At 38.7% G+C, this 15,883-nt stretch carries 18 protein-coding genes; 11 read left to right on the top strand and 7 right to left on the bottom strand.

Annotation, left to right across the window (positions count from 1 at the left end; all coding sequences use genetic code 11):
* The first annotated feature begins 108 nt into the window (after window positions 1–108).
* Window positions 109–345, top strand: a complete 237-nt coding sequence (locus HUJ22_RS09160; protein WP_290876451.1) for a hypothetical protein — start codon at window positions 109–111, stop codon at window positions 343–345.
* Complete coding sequence (locus HUJ22_RS09155; RefSeq protein ID WP_290876449.1) at window positions 342–761, top strand: type II toxin-antitoxin system VapC family toxin; 420 nt, start codon at window positions 342–344, stop codon at window positions 759–761. Before HUJ22_RS09160 ends, HUJ22_RS09155 begins: the two co-directional genes overlap by 4 nt.
* On the opposite strand, the gene HUJ22_RS09150 is transcribed toward HUJ22_RS09155, so the two are convergent.
* The 6 genes from HUJ22_RS09150 to paaA form a co-directional block, all read right to left on the bottom strand.
* The gene (locus HUJ22_RS09150) at window positions 758–1,135 is read right to left on the bottom strand and encodes a DUF4260 domain-containing protein (protein WP_290876447.1); all 378 of its coding nucleotides are present in this window, start codon (window positions 1,133–1,135) and stop codon (window positions 758–760) included. The genes HUJ22_RS09155 and HUJ22_RS09150 overlap by 4 nt on opposite strands.
* A 36-nt stretch (window positions 1,136–1,171) precedes the next feature.
* Complete coding sequence (locus HUJ22_RS09145; RefSeq protein ID WP_290876445.1) at window positions 1,172–1,951, bottom strand: enoyl-CoA hydratase-related protein; 780 nt, start codon at window positions 1,949–1,951, stop codon at window positions 1,172–1,174.
* 151 nt (window positions 1,952–2,102) lie between these two features.
* Window positions 2,103–2,612, bottom strand: coding sequence for a 1,2-phenylacetyl-CoA epoxidase subunit PaaD (paaD, locus tag HUJ22_RS09140; RefSeq protein WP_290876443.1), 510 nt, complete (start codon window positions 2,610–2,612; stop codon window positions 2,103–2,105).
* Window positions 2,613–2,682: 70 nt separating this feature from the next.
* Window positions 2,683–3,468, bottom strand: a complete 786-nt coding sequence (paaC, locus tag HUJ22_RS09135; protein WP_366871032.1) for a 1,2-phenylacetyl-CoA epoxidase subunit PaaC — start codon at window positions 3,466–3,468, stop codon at window positions 2,683–2,685.
* An 81-nt stretch (window positions 3,469–3,549) separates the two neighbouring features.
* Entirely contained in the window at window positions 3,550–3,855 is a 306-nt protein-coding gene (paaB, locus tag HUJ22_RS09130) for a 1,2-phenylacetyl-CoA epoxidase subunit PaaB (RefSeq protein WP_290876439.1), read from the bottom strand.
* A gap of 96 nt (window positions 3,856–3,951) precedes the next feature.
* On the bottom strand, window positions 3,952–4,896 hold the full coding sequence (gene paaA, locus HUJ22_RS09125; protein WP_290876437.1) for a 1,2-phenylacetyl-CoA epoxidase subunit PaaA: 945 nt from the start codon (window positions 4,894–4,896) through the stop codon (window positions 3,952–3,954).
* Window positions 4,897–5,036: 140 nt separating this feature from the next.
* Here paaA and HUJ22_RS09120 point away from each other — a divergent pair, with 140 nt between their 5' ends.
* The 3 genes from HUJ22_RS09120 to HUJ22_RS09110 all read left to right on the top strand — a co-directional run bounded on the left by HUJ22_RS09120 (window position 5,037) and on the right by HUJ22_RS09110 (window position 7,936).
* Window positions 5,037–5,486, top strand: coding sequence for a helix-turn-helix domain-containing protein (locus tag HUJ22_RS09120; protein ID WP_290876435.1), 450 nt, complete (start codon window positions 5,037–5,039; stop codon window positions 5,484–5,486).
* Window positions 5,487–5,624: 138 nt separating this feature from the next.
* Window positions 5,625–7,391 (top strand): hypothetical protein, encoded by a 1,767-nt coding sequence (locus HUJ22_RS09115; RefSeq protein ID WP_290876433.1) that lies wholly within the window; start codon window positions 5,625–5,627, stop codon window positions 7,389–7,391.
* A gap of 50 nt (window positions 7,392–7,441) precedes the next feature.
* Entirely contained in the window at window positions 7,442–7,936 is a 495-nt protein-coding gene (locus tag HUJ22_RS09110; RefSeq protein WP_290876431.1) for a hypothetical protein, read from the top strand.
* Between the two features lie 169 nt (window positions 7,937–8,105).
* Here HUJ22_RS09110 and HUJ22_RS09105 read toward each other — a convergent pair whose 3' ends face one another.
* Complete coding sequence (locus HUJ22_RS09105; protein ID WP_290876429.1) at window positions 8,106–8,570, bottom strand: hypothetical protein; 465 nt, start codon at window positions 8,568–8,570, stop codon at window positions 8,106–8,108.
* A 213-nt stretch (window positions 8,571–8,783) separates the two neighbouring features.
* On the opposite strand from HUJ22_RS09105, the gene HUJ22_RS09100 reads away from it, so the two are divergent.
* The 6 genes from HUJ22_RS09100 to HUJ22_RS09075 all read left to right on the top strand — a co-directional run bounded on the left by HUJ22_RS09100 (window position 8,784) and on the right by HUJ22_RS09075 (window position 15,829).
* A complete protein-coding gene (locus HUJ22_RS09100; RefSeq protein WP_290876427.1) occupies window positions 8,784–9,173 on the top strand; it encodes an HU family DNA-binding protein in 390 nt (129 codons plus the stop codon).
* A 244-nt stretch (window positions 9,174–9,417) separates the two neighbouring features.
* Complete coding sequence (locus HUJ22_RS09095) at window positions 9,418–12,588, top strand: N-6 DNA methylase (protein ID WP_290876425.1); 3,171 nt, start codon at window positions 9,418–9,420, stop codon at window positions 12,586–12,588.
* Window positions 12,588–13,661, top strand: coding sequence for a DUF4559 domain-containing protein (locus tag HUJ22_RS09090; protein WP_290876423.1), 1,074 nt, complete (start codon window positions 12,588–12,590; stop codon window positions 13,659–13,661). The genes HUJ22_RS09095 and HUJ22_RS09090 overlap by 1 nt, the downstream gene beginning before the upstream one ends.
* An 83-nt stretch (window positions 13,662–13,744) precedes the next feature.
* Window positions 13,745–14,686 (top strand): toll/interleukin-1 receptor domain-containing protein, encoded by a 942-nt coding sequence (locus tag HUJ22_RS09085; protein ID WP_290876421.1) that lies wholly within the window; start codon window positions 13,745–13,747, stop codon window positions 14,684–14,686.
* Between the two features lie 145 nt (window positions 14,687–14,831).
* Window positions 14,832–15,530 carry a hypothetical protein gene (locus HUJ22_RS09080; RefSeq protein WP_290876419.1) on the top strand — a complete coding sequence of 233 codons (699 nt, stop codon included), beginning with the start codon at window positions 14,832–14,834 and terminating at the stop codon, window positions 15,528–15,530.
* 158 nt (window positions 15,531–15,688) lie between these two features.
* Complete coding sequence (locus HUJ22_RS09075; RefSeq protein ID WP_290876417.1) at window positions 15,689–15,829, top strand: hypothetical protein; 141 nt, start codon at window positions 15,689–15,691, stop codon at window positions 15,827–15,829.
* Window positions 15,830–15,883: the final 54 nt, after the last annotated feature.

Genomic DNA, 15,883 nt, shown 5'->3' with positions numbered 1-15,883 from the left:
AAGGAATCTGAAGTGGAATGCGTTGTAAATTGACCTAAATTTTTGAACTTGAAAGTTAAAGGGAAAAAAGATATCATAATGATATCAAATAACAAACCAAGAGAAGTTATGCCTGATGTATTAGTAAGAAATATCGATGAGAAAACACTTAATAATTGGAAAAAGAGAGCAGAGCGAAACAATCGATCTTTACAAGCAGAGTTGAAAGAGATGATTGATGCTTTGGGAAAAGTGGATATTGAAGAAACCCGAAATATGGTTCGGGAAGAACTTGCTAAATATCGTGCAGAAGGTCGTATGTTTTCGGATAGTGTAGAAGATCTGCGGGAAATCCGGGATCGATGAGTATTGTTCTCGATGCATCTATTGCTGCAAAATGGATTTTTTTAGAAGAGGATTCAGATAAAGCTGAACAACTACTGAAAGATCATTCAGGATTTCTTGTTCCTGATCTTTTTTATATAGAGATGGATTCCCTCATTGGTAAAAAAGTACAAAGAAGAGAGTTGGAGGCTTCGGATGCTCACCGTAAACGAGATCAGGTGCAACGTATAGCAGCGGATGTTGTTTATCACCAAACCTTGGCAAAACTGGCTTTTGATATATCTATTTCACTGCCTGTTACGATGTATGATGCGTTATACCTCGCTTTGGCTATGGATAATCAAACAAAAATGTGGACAGCAGATAACCGATTAGTACGTGGCCTATCGAATACTATTCTATCGAAACATATTGAAAATCCGTTAAAAACAGATTAATTACCAATCCTTCCAAGGTGTGTATGCTTAAAATCATCGGAGAATTTAAGCCCGTAGCCGAAAACGCGATCAAAAGCCGAATGTCCTAAAAATACAATTCCAACAGCCAATAGAAGGTCAATTTCAGCAAAATATCCTGCTAAAATCAGCCCGATCATAATTCCTTTGTGGTGAAGGATGTTGTAGAACCAGGAACCGACTTTTGTGCTGATGAGATATCCGGCAAAGGATGCATCCGGGAGAAAGAATAAAAGAGCAAACATCCACCATCCATAAGAGGTCGCCATTCCAAATAAAATGACCGATCCCATAAAAAGCAGCAATTCTTCAAGAACGAGGAGGATTTTGATATTTTTTGTGAGTTCAATATTCATAGTGGTACAGGCTTTTTAGATTTGTAATCTGTGATCCTATTGACCTTTGAAGTTTGGCTTTCGCTTCTCCAGAAATGCATGAACCCCTTCATTATAATCATGGGTTTCACCTGCCTCGGCCTGGAGTTTAGCCTCCAGTTTCATTTGAGATTCCAGATCATTGGAGAATCCGGCATTGAAGCCTCGTTTGGTGAGGCCAAAACCGCGAGTCGGCATTTTAGTCAGTTTCTCTGCAATAGATTGAGCTTGTTCCATGAACTCATCAGCAGGATAGGATTTCCAGATCATCCCCATTTCTACGGCTTCCCGGGCAGAGACTTTTTCACCCAAAAAAGTGAGTGCTGTGGCTCGCGCCAATCCAATTAACCTGGGCAAAATATATGTTCCGCCACTGTCCGGAATCAATCCAATTTGTGAGAAGGATTGAATGAACTTGGCGTCCTCGCTGGCTATCACAATATCACAGGCAAGGGCGATATTGGCTCCTGCACCGGCTGCGGTTCCATTTACCGCACAAATCACCGGTTTCTCCAGTTGTCGAATTCCTTTTATGATAGGAATGTAGGTGTGATGTACTATCTCACTTAAATCACGTTCAGGATCTTCGGAGACCTCAGTAGCTTCGGCGAGATCTTGTCCGGCACAAAAAGCACGTCCTTCTCCGGTAAGCAGCACACATCGAATTTCATCGTTTGATTCGGCTTCCATCAATGCTTCTTTCAATTGAGTACCCATCTCGAAATTGAAACTGTTTAGTTTGTCAGGCCGATTTAGGGTGATGGTAAAGATGCCATTGGTAAGTTCAGTAGTGATCACAGATTAAGGGATTTGAGGATTGCACAGATTGTATTTCGGTAGAATTTATATAATGACAGCCTTTTCACAAAAAGTGTTGTTTAAATAAAAAGAGATGATCTTGGAAACTAAAAAATCTGTGAAATCTGCGTAATCAAAATAATCTGTAATCCTAGATACACTTAAAATGCTCAAAAGGCTGATCACAGTTATTGCAGAAGTACTGAGATTTACAGGCGGTGGAACCAAATTGGCTGACCAGTTTGGTTTCAAAAGAATCACAAAAAGGGCAGGGGACAACCTTTGTGCTGGATAGGCTTTTTAGGAAATCATCTTCTGCTTCAGTTTCTTCCGGTGGAGCAATGCCATAGTTTTTAAGCTTGGTCTTGGCTTCTTCCGTCATCCAGTCCGTCGTCCAGGTTTCGGCGAAATCCAGCTTCACTTCAAAATCTTCAACTCCTCGTTCAGACAGTTTTTCATGAACCAATTTTTCGATAGCATTCATTGCCGGACAACCGGAATAGGTAGGAGTGATTTTAACTAATACTTTGCCTTCTTCACCAACATCGACTTTCCGTGCAATTCCCATCTCCACGATGTTGAGCACCGGGATCTCAGGATCGGTCACTTCCTTCAGGAAGTCCCAAATCTGCTCTTCGGTATGTAGCTGGATGGCTGGCATGTGTTAGTATTGAGTAGTGAGTAGTGAGTATTGAGAACTCAAATCTCAATACTCACTACTCAATACTATTCTATTTCCACTCCGCATCAGGATATGAACGCCGCAAAAACTGCATCTGAGCCAGCATGTGACCTAAATGCTCAGTATGAATTCCTTTTCGGCTCCCGCTCATCATAAATTGATCCCAGTCAGGAACGGTAAGTGTTGCTTCTGTTAACGTTTCTTCAACCAATTTCTTCCATTCTTTTTTGAATTCGGATGAATCAACACCAAGACCTTCTTTAATCATCAGCTCGTCCACATCATCCATATAAAAAAGCTCATCCAGGTACATCCAAAGTTCATCAAAAGCTTCCTGAATGCGTTCATGGCTTTCTTCGGTTCCATCGCCCAATCGTAATACCCATTCGCGCGAGTGACGCAGGTGATATTTAATTTCTTTCAGGTGTTTGCTGATCATCCCGCTGAATTGCTCATCTTTGGCATCTTTCAATCGGTCATACTGGAAATAACTGAATGCACTGAACAGGAATTGACGAGCCATGGTAAATCCAAAATCACCCTTTGGGAGCTCACATAACTGCAAATTCGTAAACTCTCGGTCATCCCGGAAGTAGGCAAAATAATCTTCATCATGACCTTCATCTTCGATCTCTGCTGCATATTCATACAGTGCCGTAGCATGACCGATCAGATCCAGGGCCATATTGGCCATAGCCAGATCTTCTTCAAGCTGAGGTCCGTGCCCACACCATTCTGACATTCGTTGACCAAGTATAAGACGGTCATCTGCCAGCCGCAGCAGGTAGATTAGGAACGCTTCTTGTTTTGTTAATTCTTTGGTTTCAGTAGTCATCATTTCGAATCAATTTCTATTGGTTAATAGTTATTGGTGTAATGGTTAATTGGGATGCCCCCATTAACAAATAACCATTAACTAAGACCTCTTCTTAACTGCTCTTGGTACACTGTAAAATTGCGGATGCCGGTACGGCTTGTCATTAGCCGGATCAAAAAATGGACCCATATCTTCCGGCGTTGAAGCCGTGATATGTTTTGATTCCACCACCCAAATACTCACCCCTTCATTTCTGCGGGCATAGGTATCTCTCGCATTTTGGAGAGCCATTTCTTTGTCGGCTGCATGAAGGCTTCCGGCATGTTCGTGTGGCTTTCCTGATTTAGGCTGTGTGAAAACCTCCCAGAGAGGCCAGTTGTCTTTATTAGAATTATTGTCTGACATTAAAATTCTTGGTTTCAGATTAAAGAGAGAAGTCAGAACTCAGAATTCAGGAGCCAGAACATTCTGAGTTCTGACTCCTGCGTCCTGAATTCTCTTTTACGATGCTTTTTCTTGCTGTAGTTTCTTCTTCCGGGCGTAGGCATTAGCCGCTTCCCGAACCCATTCGCCCTCTTCATGGGCTTTTCGTCGGGCTTTAATTCGCTCGCGATTCATGATGCCGTTGCCTTTCACCACGTTCCAGAATTCATCCCAGGGGATGTCACCAAAGTCCCAATGGCCGGTTTCTTCATTGTATTCCAGGTCCGGATCGGGGAGGGTAACGCCGATTGCTTCAGCTTCCATCACCATACGATCCACAAAATGCTGACGGAGTTCGTCATTGGTTTTTAATTTCACTTGCCATTTGATGAGCTCGGCACTGTTTGGAGAATCAGAATCGTGCGGGCCGAACATCATTAAACTTGGCCACCACCAGCGGTTGACAGAATCCTGGGCCATTTTTTGCTGCTCAGGGGTTCCGGAAGCCATTTTGGCGAGCATCTCATATCCCTGCTTCTTGTGGAAACTTTCTTCCTTACAAATACGAACGTTTGCTCGTGAGTAAGGCCCGTAAGAAGAACGCGCCAGCATGGTTTGATTTACAATAGCCGCTCCATCCACCAGCCAGCCGATCGCACAGATGTCGGCGTAGGTCATAGTCGGGTAGTTGAAAATGCTGGAGTATTTAGCACTTCCGTACAGATATTGATCAACAAGTTCACTCCGGTCAATGCCCAGTGTTTCGGTAGCACTGTAGAGATAGAGTCCGTGGCCGGCCTCATCCTGCACCTTGGCCAGGAGCACCAGTTTTCTTTTCAGGGATGGAGCCCGTTCGATCCAGTTTCCTTCCGGAAGCATACCCACAATTTCGGAGTGAGCGTGCTGACTCATCATCCTGATCAATTGCTGCCGATACCGCTCAGGCATCCAGTCCTTGGGTTCGATCTTTTCGCCCGCATCAATGCGGGCTTGAAATTCGTCTAATTTTTCTTGGTTTTCCATGATGAGAATATACAGTTTTTTTGGAAGCGCTTTTCAGTCTTAATAACAGGAATTTAAAAAGAGTAGTTCGGGAAGTGAAATACAAGTTTCAGAAGTAGTATTAATATAAACGTTACGTTTTAAATCATTAAGAATAATTAATGTTAGTAACAGATTTAAGCATCATTACTCTTATGTACAGCTGTACTAAAATGGGTGTACAAATGAATAACAAAGAGATAAAGAAAAAACGTGACTCACTGAAAGCGCAACAGGCAGTAAGTTTACTTGAGCAAGAGATAGCTAAGATTCGGTACGTTAAAGATTGGGCTTTGTTTGTGGGGTGTTCGAAGACAACACTGAATCATTTGGTTAAAGCAGAATTTAATGTATCTGCAAAGAGCAAGATGAAAACAATACGATTCAAAAAAATTAAAAAGATGATACGAGAACATCCTGATTTTGGGTGTACTGCAGTAGCTATAGAAAGCGGACTAAAAAACGAGCGAGAGTTGTATAAATTTTTAACTCGTAATTTTGAGATTAACTATACAAAATTACGATTTAACCTTTTGTGGAAGAAAGGTACTGATTCTGAAATGGGTAGATAATTTTCAGAATGGGTACAGAAAGTTCAAAATGGATACAGAAAAGGACAGAAAAGGTTTGTGTAAATCTTCGAGGGAATATTAATTAGGAGTGTAATTGTTTGGCAATTACGAAGATGAAATCCTAAGTAAATGGAGAATATGATGAAAAAGTTAAATCTTCTTTTTATACCAATCATTTTTTCAATTTTAATCACCAGCTGTAACGATTCCTCAATGTTAACTAATTATTTTAGTTCAGAAAAAAGTGTATCAAATGTAAAGGATAAATCAATTATAACTACTTCCGAGTTCGGAGAGGTAAAAAGTTTTGATATGAATGTAAAAACTATTGGTACACTTAAACCCAGACAACCGTTAAATATTGAGTTTGATTTATTGAGTAATGTCAATACCGAAATAGCAGAAGTAAAAATAATACTACCGGAAATTGCAGCTTTGAGAAAGGCAGAACAACAATTAGGTGATCGACAGCTAATACCATTAGCATTGGGAGTTCCTATCCCACCAGAATATTCTGTGATAAAAAGTTTTGTAAAAGGAGAATCTTTAAATAAATCAATAACTCTGAAGATCAAAGAACCAGGTTATTATATGGTTGTTGCGGTTGCCAGATCACAATCGGAACAAAATTTGACCAAAAATGGAAAGGCAATTGATAAAACCATCCGACGAGAATTTTGGCTGTGGATAGACGAAAATGGGGGCCAAATTACTGATATATTTGACGCCAATTTGTTTCCTGAAGGTTATCATAAGATACCTGGGCCACTCACACCTGTAAGTGAACCCCCTAGAATTCGTCTTGTTTACCCTGATAGTGGCTTAAAAAATAGAGCTAATGGTAATTCTGCTCAAATTACTTCTTCTCACGATGTAACTATCGCTTTTACCTATATGGATCCTAAAACAGACGTGCTTCAGCCTGTTGTAACTGCTCCCGTATATGTTACTATTACAGATGAGTTTGAGAACAGAGTAATTAGTGAAAGCTGGGATCAAACCGATAGTGAAGGAAAAATACATAAAACTTGCGACGAAACAGGTTATGAATCTATTCAGGCCGATTTGCATACCACGCACAGCACTGTTGATGTTTCCTACGAAGGATCAACCATTGCTGCTACCGAGTCTACTTCACTCGCTGCCTGTGGATACACATTTGAAAGCAGAGCTACAGGCAGTCAAGTGTATGTTTGGTACGAAATGCCAGAAATAATCAATAACTCCAGATCATATTTTTCTCACAGCAGAGGCAAAGTAACTTTAAATATTGATGCCGATGCCGGTAGTTATTATAGTCCGTCCTCTGATCGAATTGTGATTTTAGAGTCTCACGCCGATGGTAGTTCATTTGGTGATTTTGTGCTTGCTCACGAATATGGCCATGCTTTTCATGAAAAGGGATTAGGGGGAAATGAAGCCGGTGGTAATTGTCCAAGTCCACATTACGTAGATGGAGAATATAATTTACAATGTGCTTATTCAGAAGGTTTTGCTAATTACCATGCAGAAATTCTAAGTTTCAACTATTTTGATTTTGAAAATTCAGATTACAGTTATGGTGGTACATCTGATGGCTCAATTGTTGAAGGCGCAGTTGCTTCATTTATGATTGATATAACAGATCCTGCCAATGAATCATTTGATAGCTTAAATTTACCGGGAAGTTACATATCGGATATTATTGAAACCTGTGAGATATATGCCTCCGGTTGGAGAAGAGGAGATGGGGTTGACCACCTAGTTGCTTGTTTTGAACAGGTAATTCCCGATTATTCTAATTATTTTACAACTAGAACAACATTACCAACAAATTTTCGTGAAAGCGTTACTGAACCCTCCGGTTGGAATGCAACTGAAATACTTAGACTTTGGAGAAGAAACTTATACGCAGAAGATTTATAATAACTGAATAATCTTCATTTAATAATCATAATTTTAAAACCCAATTAGTTATGAAGAGCTCAATAATGATATTTGCACTATCTATCTTATTACTAAGTGGCTGTAGTGAATTAAGTAATAATGGGAAAGAAAAAAGTTCAGAAGTAGAATTCGTATTCAACAATTCGACAGCAGATACACCTGATTTTGATGTTGTGTTTAATGATAATGGTTCTACTCTGCTGCATCGTAGTCAATTTTCTCAAGATAATAGCCAATTAAGTGCCGGTCCTTTTGAGACAGTCCAATCAGGATCACTGGATGTTGAAATAATATTGTTGAAGGACAAACTTCCACGGTCATTCGGAGAATTATCGCTACCTCTTAAAAAAGACTGGCGATACCGCGTTATTTTTCAAATAGTATCGGGTGACCCAACCGAAGGGTGTTTAGGTTGCTTGGGCTACAAAAGCTTCGCAATCGATTCTACCTTTAAATCCAATCCCGATGATTCTCTTTATATAGTTTGGGGAGGGAACTCAATAAGTGATCCCGTAGATTATTGATTTATTTATCATAAATGGAAGAAAGATTGGAGATGTAGTCTTTCTTCCGTTTTTTACTCTCTTCTTTTTGAGCAGTTGCCTGTAGTAAATAGCTTTTCTATAAACAACATTTACCCTCGTTAAGAAAATCCATCTTCGCAACGCAGTCAGGGAAGGAGAAGCAATTTTTTTAGGCAATCGGCTCAGCTTCAACCAACTCAAAATGCGGTAAATCGTCAAAACCCTGATCTTGCAGTATTACTCCGTCTTTATCCCAGTTGCCGCCCCACCGGATGTTGTGGGTGATTTCCCCTTGCTCCAGGAGTTCGCCGGCACATGAAATAACCAATCCTGCTATATAACAAAGTGAAGGCTTGTCATACGCCAGTTTACTGCGTGTGTCCGGGTCAGGATGATAGATATAAATATCTGCTGCCATTGAAGGATTGTAATTGTGTTTACCTTTTTTCTGGATGCCGTCAATTTTGGAGCGGCCTTCGTTAAATAACTGCTTCTGTCGTTCCAGACTGCGATGTCCCTCTGATACACCGAAATCAATACGCGAACGTGATATGGCCAACTGAAGTACTTTCTGTAGATCTTCGTGGCAGGTTTCTAGTTTTGTTTTACTGGTATTCCCAAATTTAAACCCCATAATTCCCCTGTTTTTGTTAGTAGGTATACCTGTAAGAGCAGTTTGAAACCAAATCCTTACAAAAAAATTTCGTTTTTGTAAGGAAAACTTGCCCCCGTGATGAGAGTTTTCGTGATTTTTTTAAAAAAGTTTGTAAGGAATCCCTTTTAAATCGCTCTAACTGTTTAAGTCATTATAAATATGACTTATAAACATTAACAAAACAGAAACAACATGCCTGTTAATTTTAATGTAATAGAACGAGCGGAGCCCGGCGTAGAGGGCGGCGGAAACAGGAAGTTTTATGCTTCCGCAATAAGTAAAGGTTCGAAAGGGATTGAAGAATTGACCGATCGAATCGAGAAAATCAGTACGGTAAGCGGAGCAGATATCCGTGCGGTACTGTATGCCATTATCGATATTGTTCCCGAAATGCTGAGCGATGGAAACATCGTAAATATCGGCGATTTGGGCAGTTTTCGGGTTAGTATCAGCAGTGAAGGAAGTGTTACGGCTGAAGAAGTAGACAGCAGCCATATCACAGATGCGAGGATCCTGTTTAGGCCGGGTAATAAGTTTGATGAGATGCTGAAAAACTTGAGTTACGAAAAAGCATCCGCCTAAACATTAAAACGTACCGGCTAATTGCCGGTACGTTTCTATTTTATATAAATAACACCCGCAAAACTGATGCTCATGTTTTGCCCAACCGATGCGCATCGATCAGTGGAATGATGCTCATGAATTGAACGATTGATGCGCATGTCTTTAAAAAGACTTTCTAAACACTTTTCTTTCACATCACACTCGCTTTCCCTATAATCCGTTGATATTAAATTGATTTAGATAAGAAGTAGGTTTTTCGTTTATGCCATTATTCCAAAACGCGGTACTGAATAAATATCTTTCCGGGGTTGATGAACAAAAGGTGGAGGAAGCCTGGGGGAAATTTACGGCACACTTCCACAATGCCGAGATACAGGAGAACATTCGTAATTCCAAAGAAGAGGAATACCAAGGAGGATTTCTAGAGCATTTATTTGTTAATGTACTTGGATATACCATGAAACCGGCCCCAGATTATAATCTGGTAGCAGAAAAAAAGAATCTCACGGATTCTAAAAAAGCAGACGGGGCGCTGCTGGACGGCGATAAAGTCCGCGGTGTGATTGAGCTGAAGGGCACCGAAACCACCGATCTTTCCAAAGTGCAAGATCAGGCATTTGGATATAAAAACAATCAACGTGATGCCCACTACGTCATCATCTCTAATTTTGAGAAACTTCGATTTTATATTGATAACGCCGTGGACTTCCTTGAGTTCAACCTGTTTACACTCAGCAAAAAAGACTTCAAGGTGCTTTGGTTATGTCTTGGCTATCCTAACTTTTCCAAGGGTCTGCCTAAGAAAATTAAAGATGCATCTCTCACTGAAGAAGAAAGCATCACTAAGAAGCTGTACAAGGATTATTCAAACTTTAAGCAAGCCCTGTTTGAAGATATTGTAGAACGGAATCCTGAACATGACAAAGTTCTTCTGTTTAAGAAAACTCAGAAACTGCTGGATCGCTTTCTATTCATCTTTTTTGCAGAAGACAGAAACTTGGTTCCTCCAAATCTCATTCGGAATATCATCCGCAGATGGACTGAGCTTCGTGATGATTATGATGTGGAAATAACATTGTATCAGCGATTCAAAAAGAATTTCAAGTATTTGAATGAGGGCTATGACGGGAAAGATTATGAAGTGTTTGCTTACAACGGAGGTTTATTTTTGGAAGATACCCTACTGGATGGCCTCAATATTTCCGATGAGTTACTTTATGAGCATACCGACCGACTAAGCAAATACGATTTTGAAACCGAGGTGGACGTCAATATTCTCGGGCATATTTTTGAGCATTCACTGAATGAGATTGAAGAAATCAATGCCGAGTTGAAAGGCGAAGAGGTGGATACTTCCAATACCCGCCGCAAAAAAGACGGGGTGTTTTATACGCCCAAGTACATTACCAAGTATATTGTAGAGAACACGGTTGGAAAACTCTGCGAGGAAAAAAAAGCTGATCTAGAAATTGATGATGAACGCTTTACAGAAGCCAAGCGCAGAACAAAAAAAGGCATTAATGATTTAAAAAAATACCGTGAATGGCTGCTGAACATAACTATTTGTGACCCAGCCTGCGGAAGCGGGGCATTTTTGAACCAAGCTCTGGAATTTTTGATTGCGGAGCACAAATACATTGATGAGTTACAGGCCAAATACCACGGTGAGGCGTTGGTGCTTTCTGATATTGAGAATCAAATTCTGGAAAAGAACCTGTTTGGTGTAGATATAAACGAGGAGTCGGTAGAGATCGCCAAGCTTTCCCTGTGGCTGCGCACTGCCCAAAAAGGCCGCAAGCTCACCTCGCTGAACAACCATATAAAATGCGGAAACTCGCTGATCGACGATCCCGAAGTAGCCGGCGACAAAGCTTTTAACTGGGAAAAAGAATTCCCGGACGTTTTCGCTAATGGCGGTTTTGATGTAGTGATTGGGAATCCGCCTTATTTAAGAATTCAGGGAATCAAAGATGCCTATCCTAAATTACCGCCTTATTATGAAAAAAACTTCCAGTCTGCTACGGGTAATTATGATATTTACGTAATGTTTATGGAGCGTTCTTATGGATTGATCAATAAGAACGGACAGGTTTCATTTATTTTGCCCCACAAATTTTTAATCTCCGAGTTTGGTGAAGGAATTCGAGAGTTTTTGGCTGAACAGAATGCGGTTTCTTCTTTACTTCATTTTGAAGAACACTTGGTATTTGAAGTTACCACTTACACCTGCATCATTAATTTTGATAAGAAAAAGCATAAGGATTTGAAATTTGCCTACGTCGAACCTCAGGAGATCATAAATCCTTTTGTGTTTGAGGAAATGAGCCAGAAAAATCTGTCAGGGAAAAAGTGGAACCTGATGGGGAAGATCAAAGCCAACTTATTCCAGAAACTTGCAGACCAGCCATATACTGCTGAGGATATTTTTGAAAAAATATTTGTTGGCCTTCAAACCAGTGCTGATAAGATTTATTTGATTGAAGGCGATATTAAAGGTGATTATGTGGTCGGTTATTCAAAATCATTAGATCGGGAAGTTCAGATTGAAAAAGGTTTAATGAAGCCGCAATTAAAGGGACAGGATGTATCTAAGTATTGCCATCTGAAAAACATCTATTACGTTATATTTCCATATATCTTAAAAGGTGATGGTACTTCTGAGCCAATGACAGAAGATTATATAAAAAAGCATTTTCCAAAGGGATATGAATATTTAAAGGAGAATGAAAAGGATTTACGAGGACGTGAAAGTGGGAAAATGGATAAGGAAGGTTGGTTTTTATATATCTATCCGAAAAGCTTAACTGAATTTGAACAACCAAAGATTGTGTCTCAAGAAATATCTAAGGGTACAAATATGACCTTTGATAATGAGAATATGTACCATGCAACAACGGTCTATTCCTTTATTCTTAACGAGCCAAGCAATGAAGACTACAAATACTATTTAAGCATTCTGAATTCAAATTTGATGTGGTTTTATTTAACAAATACCGGAACGGTGTTAAGAGGTGGGTATTTCCGGTTCAAAACAAAATATCTCTACCCGTTTCCACTTCCTGAAGAGCCAAAAAACAAGAAGCCTTTCATTGAAAAAGTAGATTCAATGCTGGAACTAAATAAGGATTTCCAGAAAGTTGAAAATAATTTCTCAGAGCTTTTGCTATCCAAATTTGACATAGACAAGCTATCCAAGAAACTCCAAAGCTGGCACGAGCTCACCTTCAAGCAATTCCTGAAAGAGCTGAAAAAGAAAAAGGTGGAACTCACCCTCGACAAAGAAGCCGAATGGATGGAGTACTTCAACCAACAAAAAGCCAAAGCCAACGAGCTAAAAAACCAAATCGCCCAAACCGATTCCGAGATTGATGGGATGGTTTATGAGTTGTATGGGTTGACTAAAGAAGAAATAGAAGTTGTGGAGGGGAGTTAATGGGTTCAAATAGGAAATATCTTCTTGAATACTGGCTCGATTTGCGAATTCATGAAAAAGAAGAATTGGAAAAAGATGTAGCAAGAAAATTACAACGATTTGATGTAGAATATGAAGTTGATCAGAGTAACAAGTTCTATGTGTTAACAATAAAAGGAGGTAAGAATGATGTTAATGCCTGCTATGAAAGATTTAATGTTTACAAAGAAGGGGCCTTTCGAGCAAGAGACGAGCTTGGGGATGAATTAAGGAAGGAAGCTTACAATATTTTATCTGACATTGAAACTGAACTGAGAAATTTTATCAGTAAAGCTATGATTGAGGTTCTAGGCTTTAATTGGTGGGATCGAATTCCAAATAAATTAAAAGAACGAGCAGAAGAAATCGCAAAGAGTTCAAATAAGAAAGAGGAAGAACTCCACCATCCTATTGAATTCACAATGTTCAGTGGACTTATTGAAATTGTAACAGGAAAGTTTACTCAGTGGCCAAAAAATAAATCATTAACTGTTTCTGATTTAGAAGAATTACTTCTTGAAAAAAATTCAATGGATGAACTTAGAATTGATCTGGCAGAAAAAAGTAAAACAGTGTCGATATGGGATGATGTATTTTCTAAATATTTTGATGATCAAATAACATGGATTGAACTCGAAGATGAATTAACTAATCGAGTTATACCAATTCGAAATAAAGTTATGCATCACAGAATGTTACGGATCTATGAAGTAAAAGAATTGAAAAAACATAGAACAAAGTTACTTGATGTTCTTGGTAATGCTAAACCAAAATTACCAGCGCGTAGTATATCTGAAGCAATGAAAAATATTTCAACTGTTTTTGAAAATATTAAATTTCAGATTAATTCTGATTTGGCAAATGCATTAGCGTTTCAAGTTTCAACAGAATTTCAAGAATCAATGCAACTTCTTAGAGATTCTCAGTCACAAGCTTTAAAAGAGTTATTTGAATCAACTAACATTGGGAATTTAAAACTTGGAAATAAAGGAATAACTAACGACTCAGATTCAGAAGAGGCTGATATAGACGATGATGATAATGAAGAGGAGTAAATAATTTTAACTCAGTTCGACTAGTTCCCAAAGCCTAATCCATTACACTCTCGGTACAAAGCCAGTATAGTTTTACGATAATCATGAAAAAGCTTCAAAAAATTGATTTAGTTGATATCATAGGACGAGAACTACAAAGCAGAATGGGTTTTCGCGAAATTGATGCCTATTTCACCGAATATGGAATACCGACTGATCATACACCAAGCGCAAACAGCAAATGGGTTTACGTTAAAGAAGTATTAGCTGGGGTTGATGATGAAGTAATATTTGAAATTGCACGGGAATTAGAGATCGACCATCCTTTAGTTTCAAGAACTCCTGTCGTTAAAGATGAGGAAGCTACTTTTTGGAAACCGGGTTACTTCCGTTTATTTCTAAGTCATCTTTCAATTCATAAAGTAACAGTGGGAAGACTTAAGGGATCACTCGAGAAATTTGGGATAAGCAGCTTTGTTGCACACGAAGACATAGAGCCAACAAAATTATGGGAAAAAGAAATTGAAAAAGGATTATTTTCAATGGATGCTTTATGCGCAATCCTCATGCCTGGTTTTAAAGAAAGTAATTGGACTGATCAAGAGGTTGGCGTAGCTATTGGGCGGGGTATTTTAGTAATTCCGGTAAGAAAAGATTTAGACCCTTATGGTTTCATTGGCAAATTTCAAGGATTTCAAGCAAATAATAAATCCATTGGTGAAGTTGCAGAGGGTATTTTTCAAATTATTAGTTCCAATCCTAAAACAAGGTCGAATTATATAAACAAGCTTACAGATTTATTTTTGGTTTCAAACAATCCAGAGGAAGGACTTAATAGAATCAAGACAATTAAAATGATAAAAGATTTCCCAGAAGAGAAAGCTATATCATTACATTCGGGCATTTTAGAAAATCAAAACTTGGAATCTGTTAAGATTTTAACTGAATTTAATTCATTTCTTAAGCAGTTTAATTTGTCTGCAATTAGCATTTCTGATTTTAATAAAAAAGAAATAGAGGACTTGGATGATGACTTGCCATTTTAGTCTCATTATCGACAACCTCGTTAAAACTGCCGTTTAATTGTGGACAACTCTGTTCATAAAATGTTCAAAAGAATCCTAACTCGAACCCATTCATTTTGTACATTGATTGAACATGTATTTCACCACCAATATAAATCTGAGAATTATGAGTACCACAAAAGAAAGAAAAAAGCCAAGAATATCTATTAACAAACTTGGCGAATATATGACAGGCACACCTTTTAACAGAAAAACGATAATAACTGAACAAAAAAAGCCTCCGGTTTTTAAGAGTGCTTATTATCAATTTGCAGAGTTAGCGATTGTAAGCTTTTTAAGTTCAATTAATAAAAATATTTCTTCACTCGATAACTCTATTAATGAGTTGCAAAGCTTCAGGCCAAGTAAAGGCTATCAAAGGTCTAAGAATAGATCAAATATTGAAGCCATTACTTCTTTTAAGAATGCCTACCAAGGTCTGTCAGATTTAAGCCAATATTCAATAAAGAGAGGTAGTCAAAAAGTACCTAAACTTAAAGTAGGTGGTGTAAACATTAGTATCAGACCGGAACTAATTCTTACAACCAAAAATGATGACGATAATAATGATGTAGGAGTCATAAAGCTTTATTTTAGCAAGAACAGCCCTCTTGATGAAGAAACTGGAAATTATATCTCAACTGCAACTCATCAGTGGGTTGAAAAGAATCTAGTTAGTACAGAATTAAATGCGCCGCATCACATGACGTTAGTCTATGATGTTTTCAGTGGTAAAATCTTTACACCACCTCGGTCATTCATTAAAAGAAGAAAAGACATTGAAGCCGCTTGTGAAGAAATCTATCTGATGTGGCCTCATATGTAGTGCTATAAACGTAATTGACAATTTGTCCTATTACTCTATTTGGCTTCATTATTGTAAGAGGTTTTATCGAGAGTTTTTGAGCGTTTTCTCTCCGGCTGGGAAATGCCCGGGTGTCTGTAAACACTAAGGGAACCATTAAAATCAAATAAAAAACCACCATGGCCAAACAAAGAAAAACAAGCAAAGCAGCAGCAAAATCTGCATCGAAAGTTCTGAGAGATAAAAGAACAGGTAAAGATTCCAAAAAAGCTGCTGGCAGTGCATTATCACAAGTTGCTCCTAAGAAAAAGAAGAAGTAAATATATCTCGTTTCATCCTGTCACAGCGTAGCCTATGTGACAGGGAGGAATGCT

Source organism: Gracilimonas sp. (assembly GCF_014762685.1).
Classification (GTDB): Bacteria; Bacteroidota; Rhodothermia; order Balneolales; family Balneolaceae; genus Gracilimonas.
Note: the sequence above shows the minus strand (reverse complement) of the source record. Positions and strands in the feature narration are given on the sequence as shown.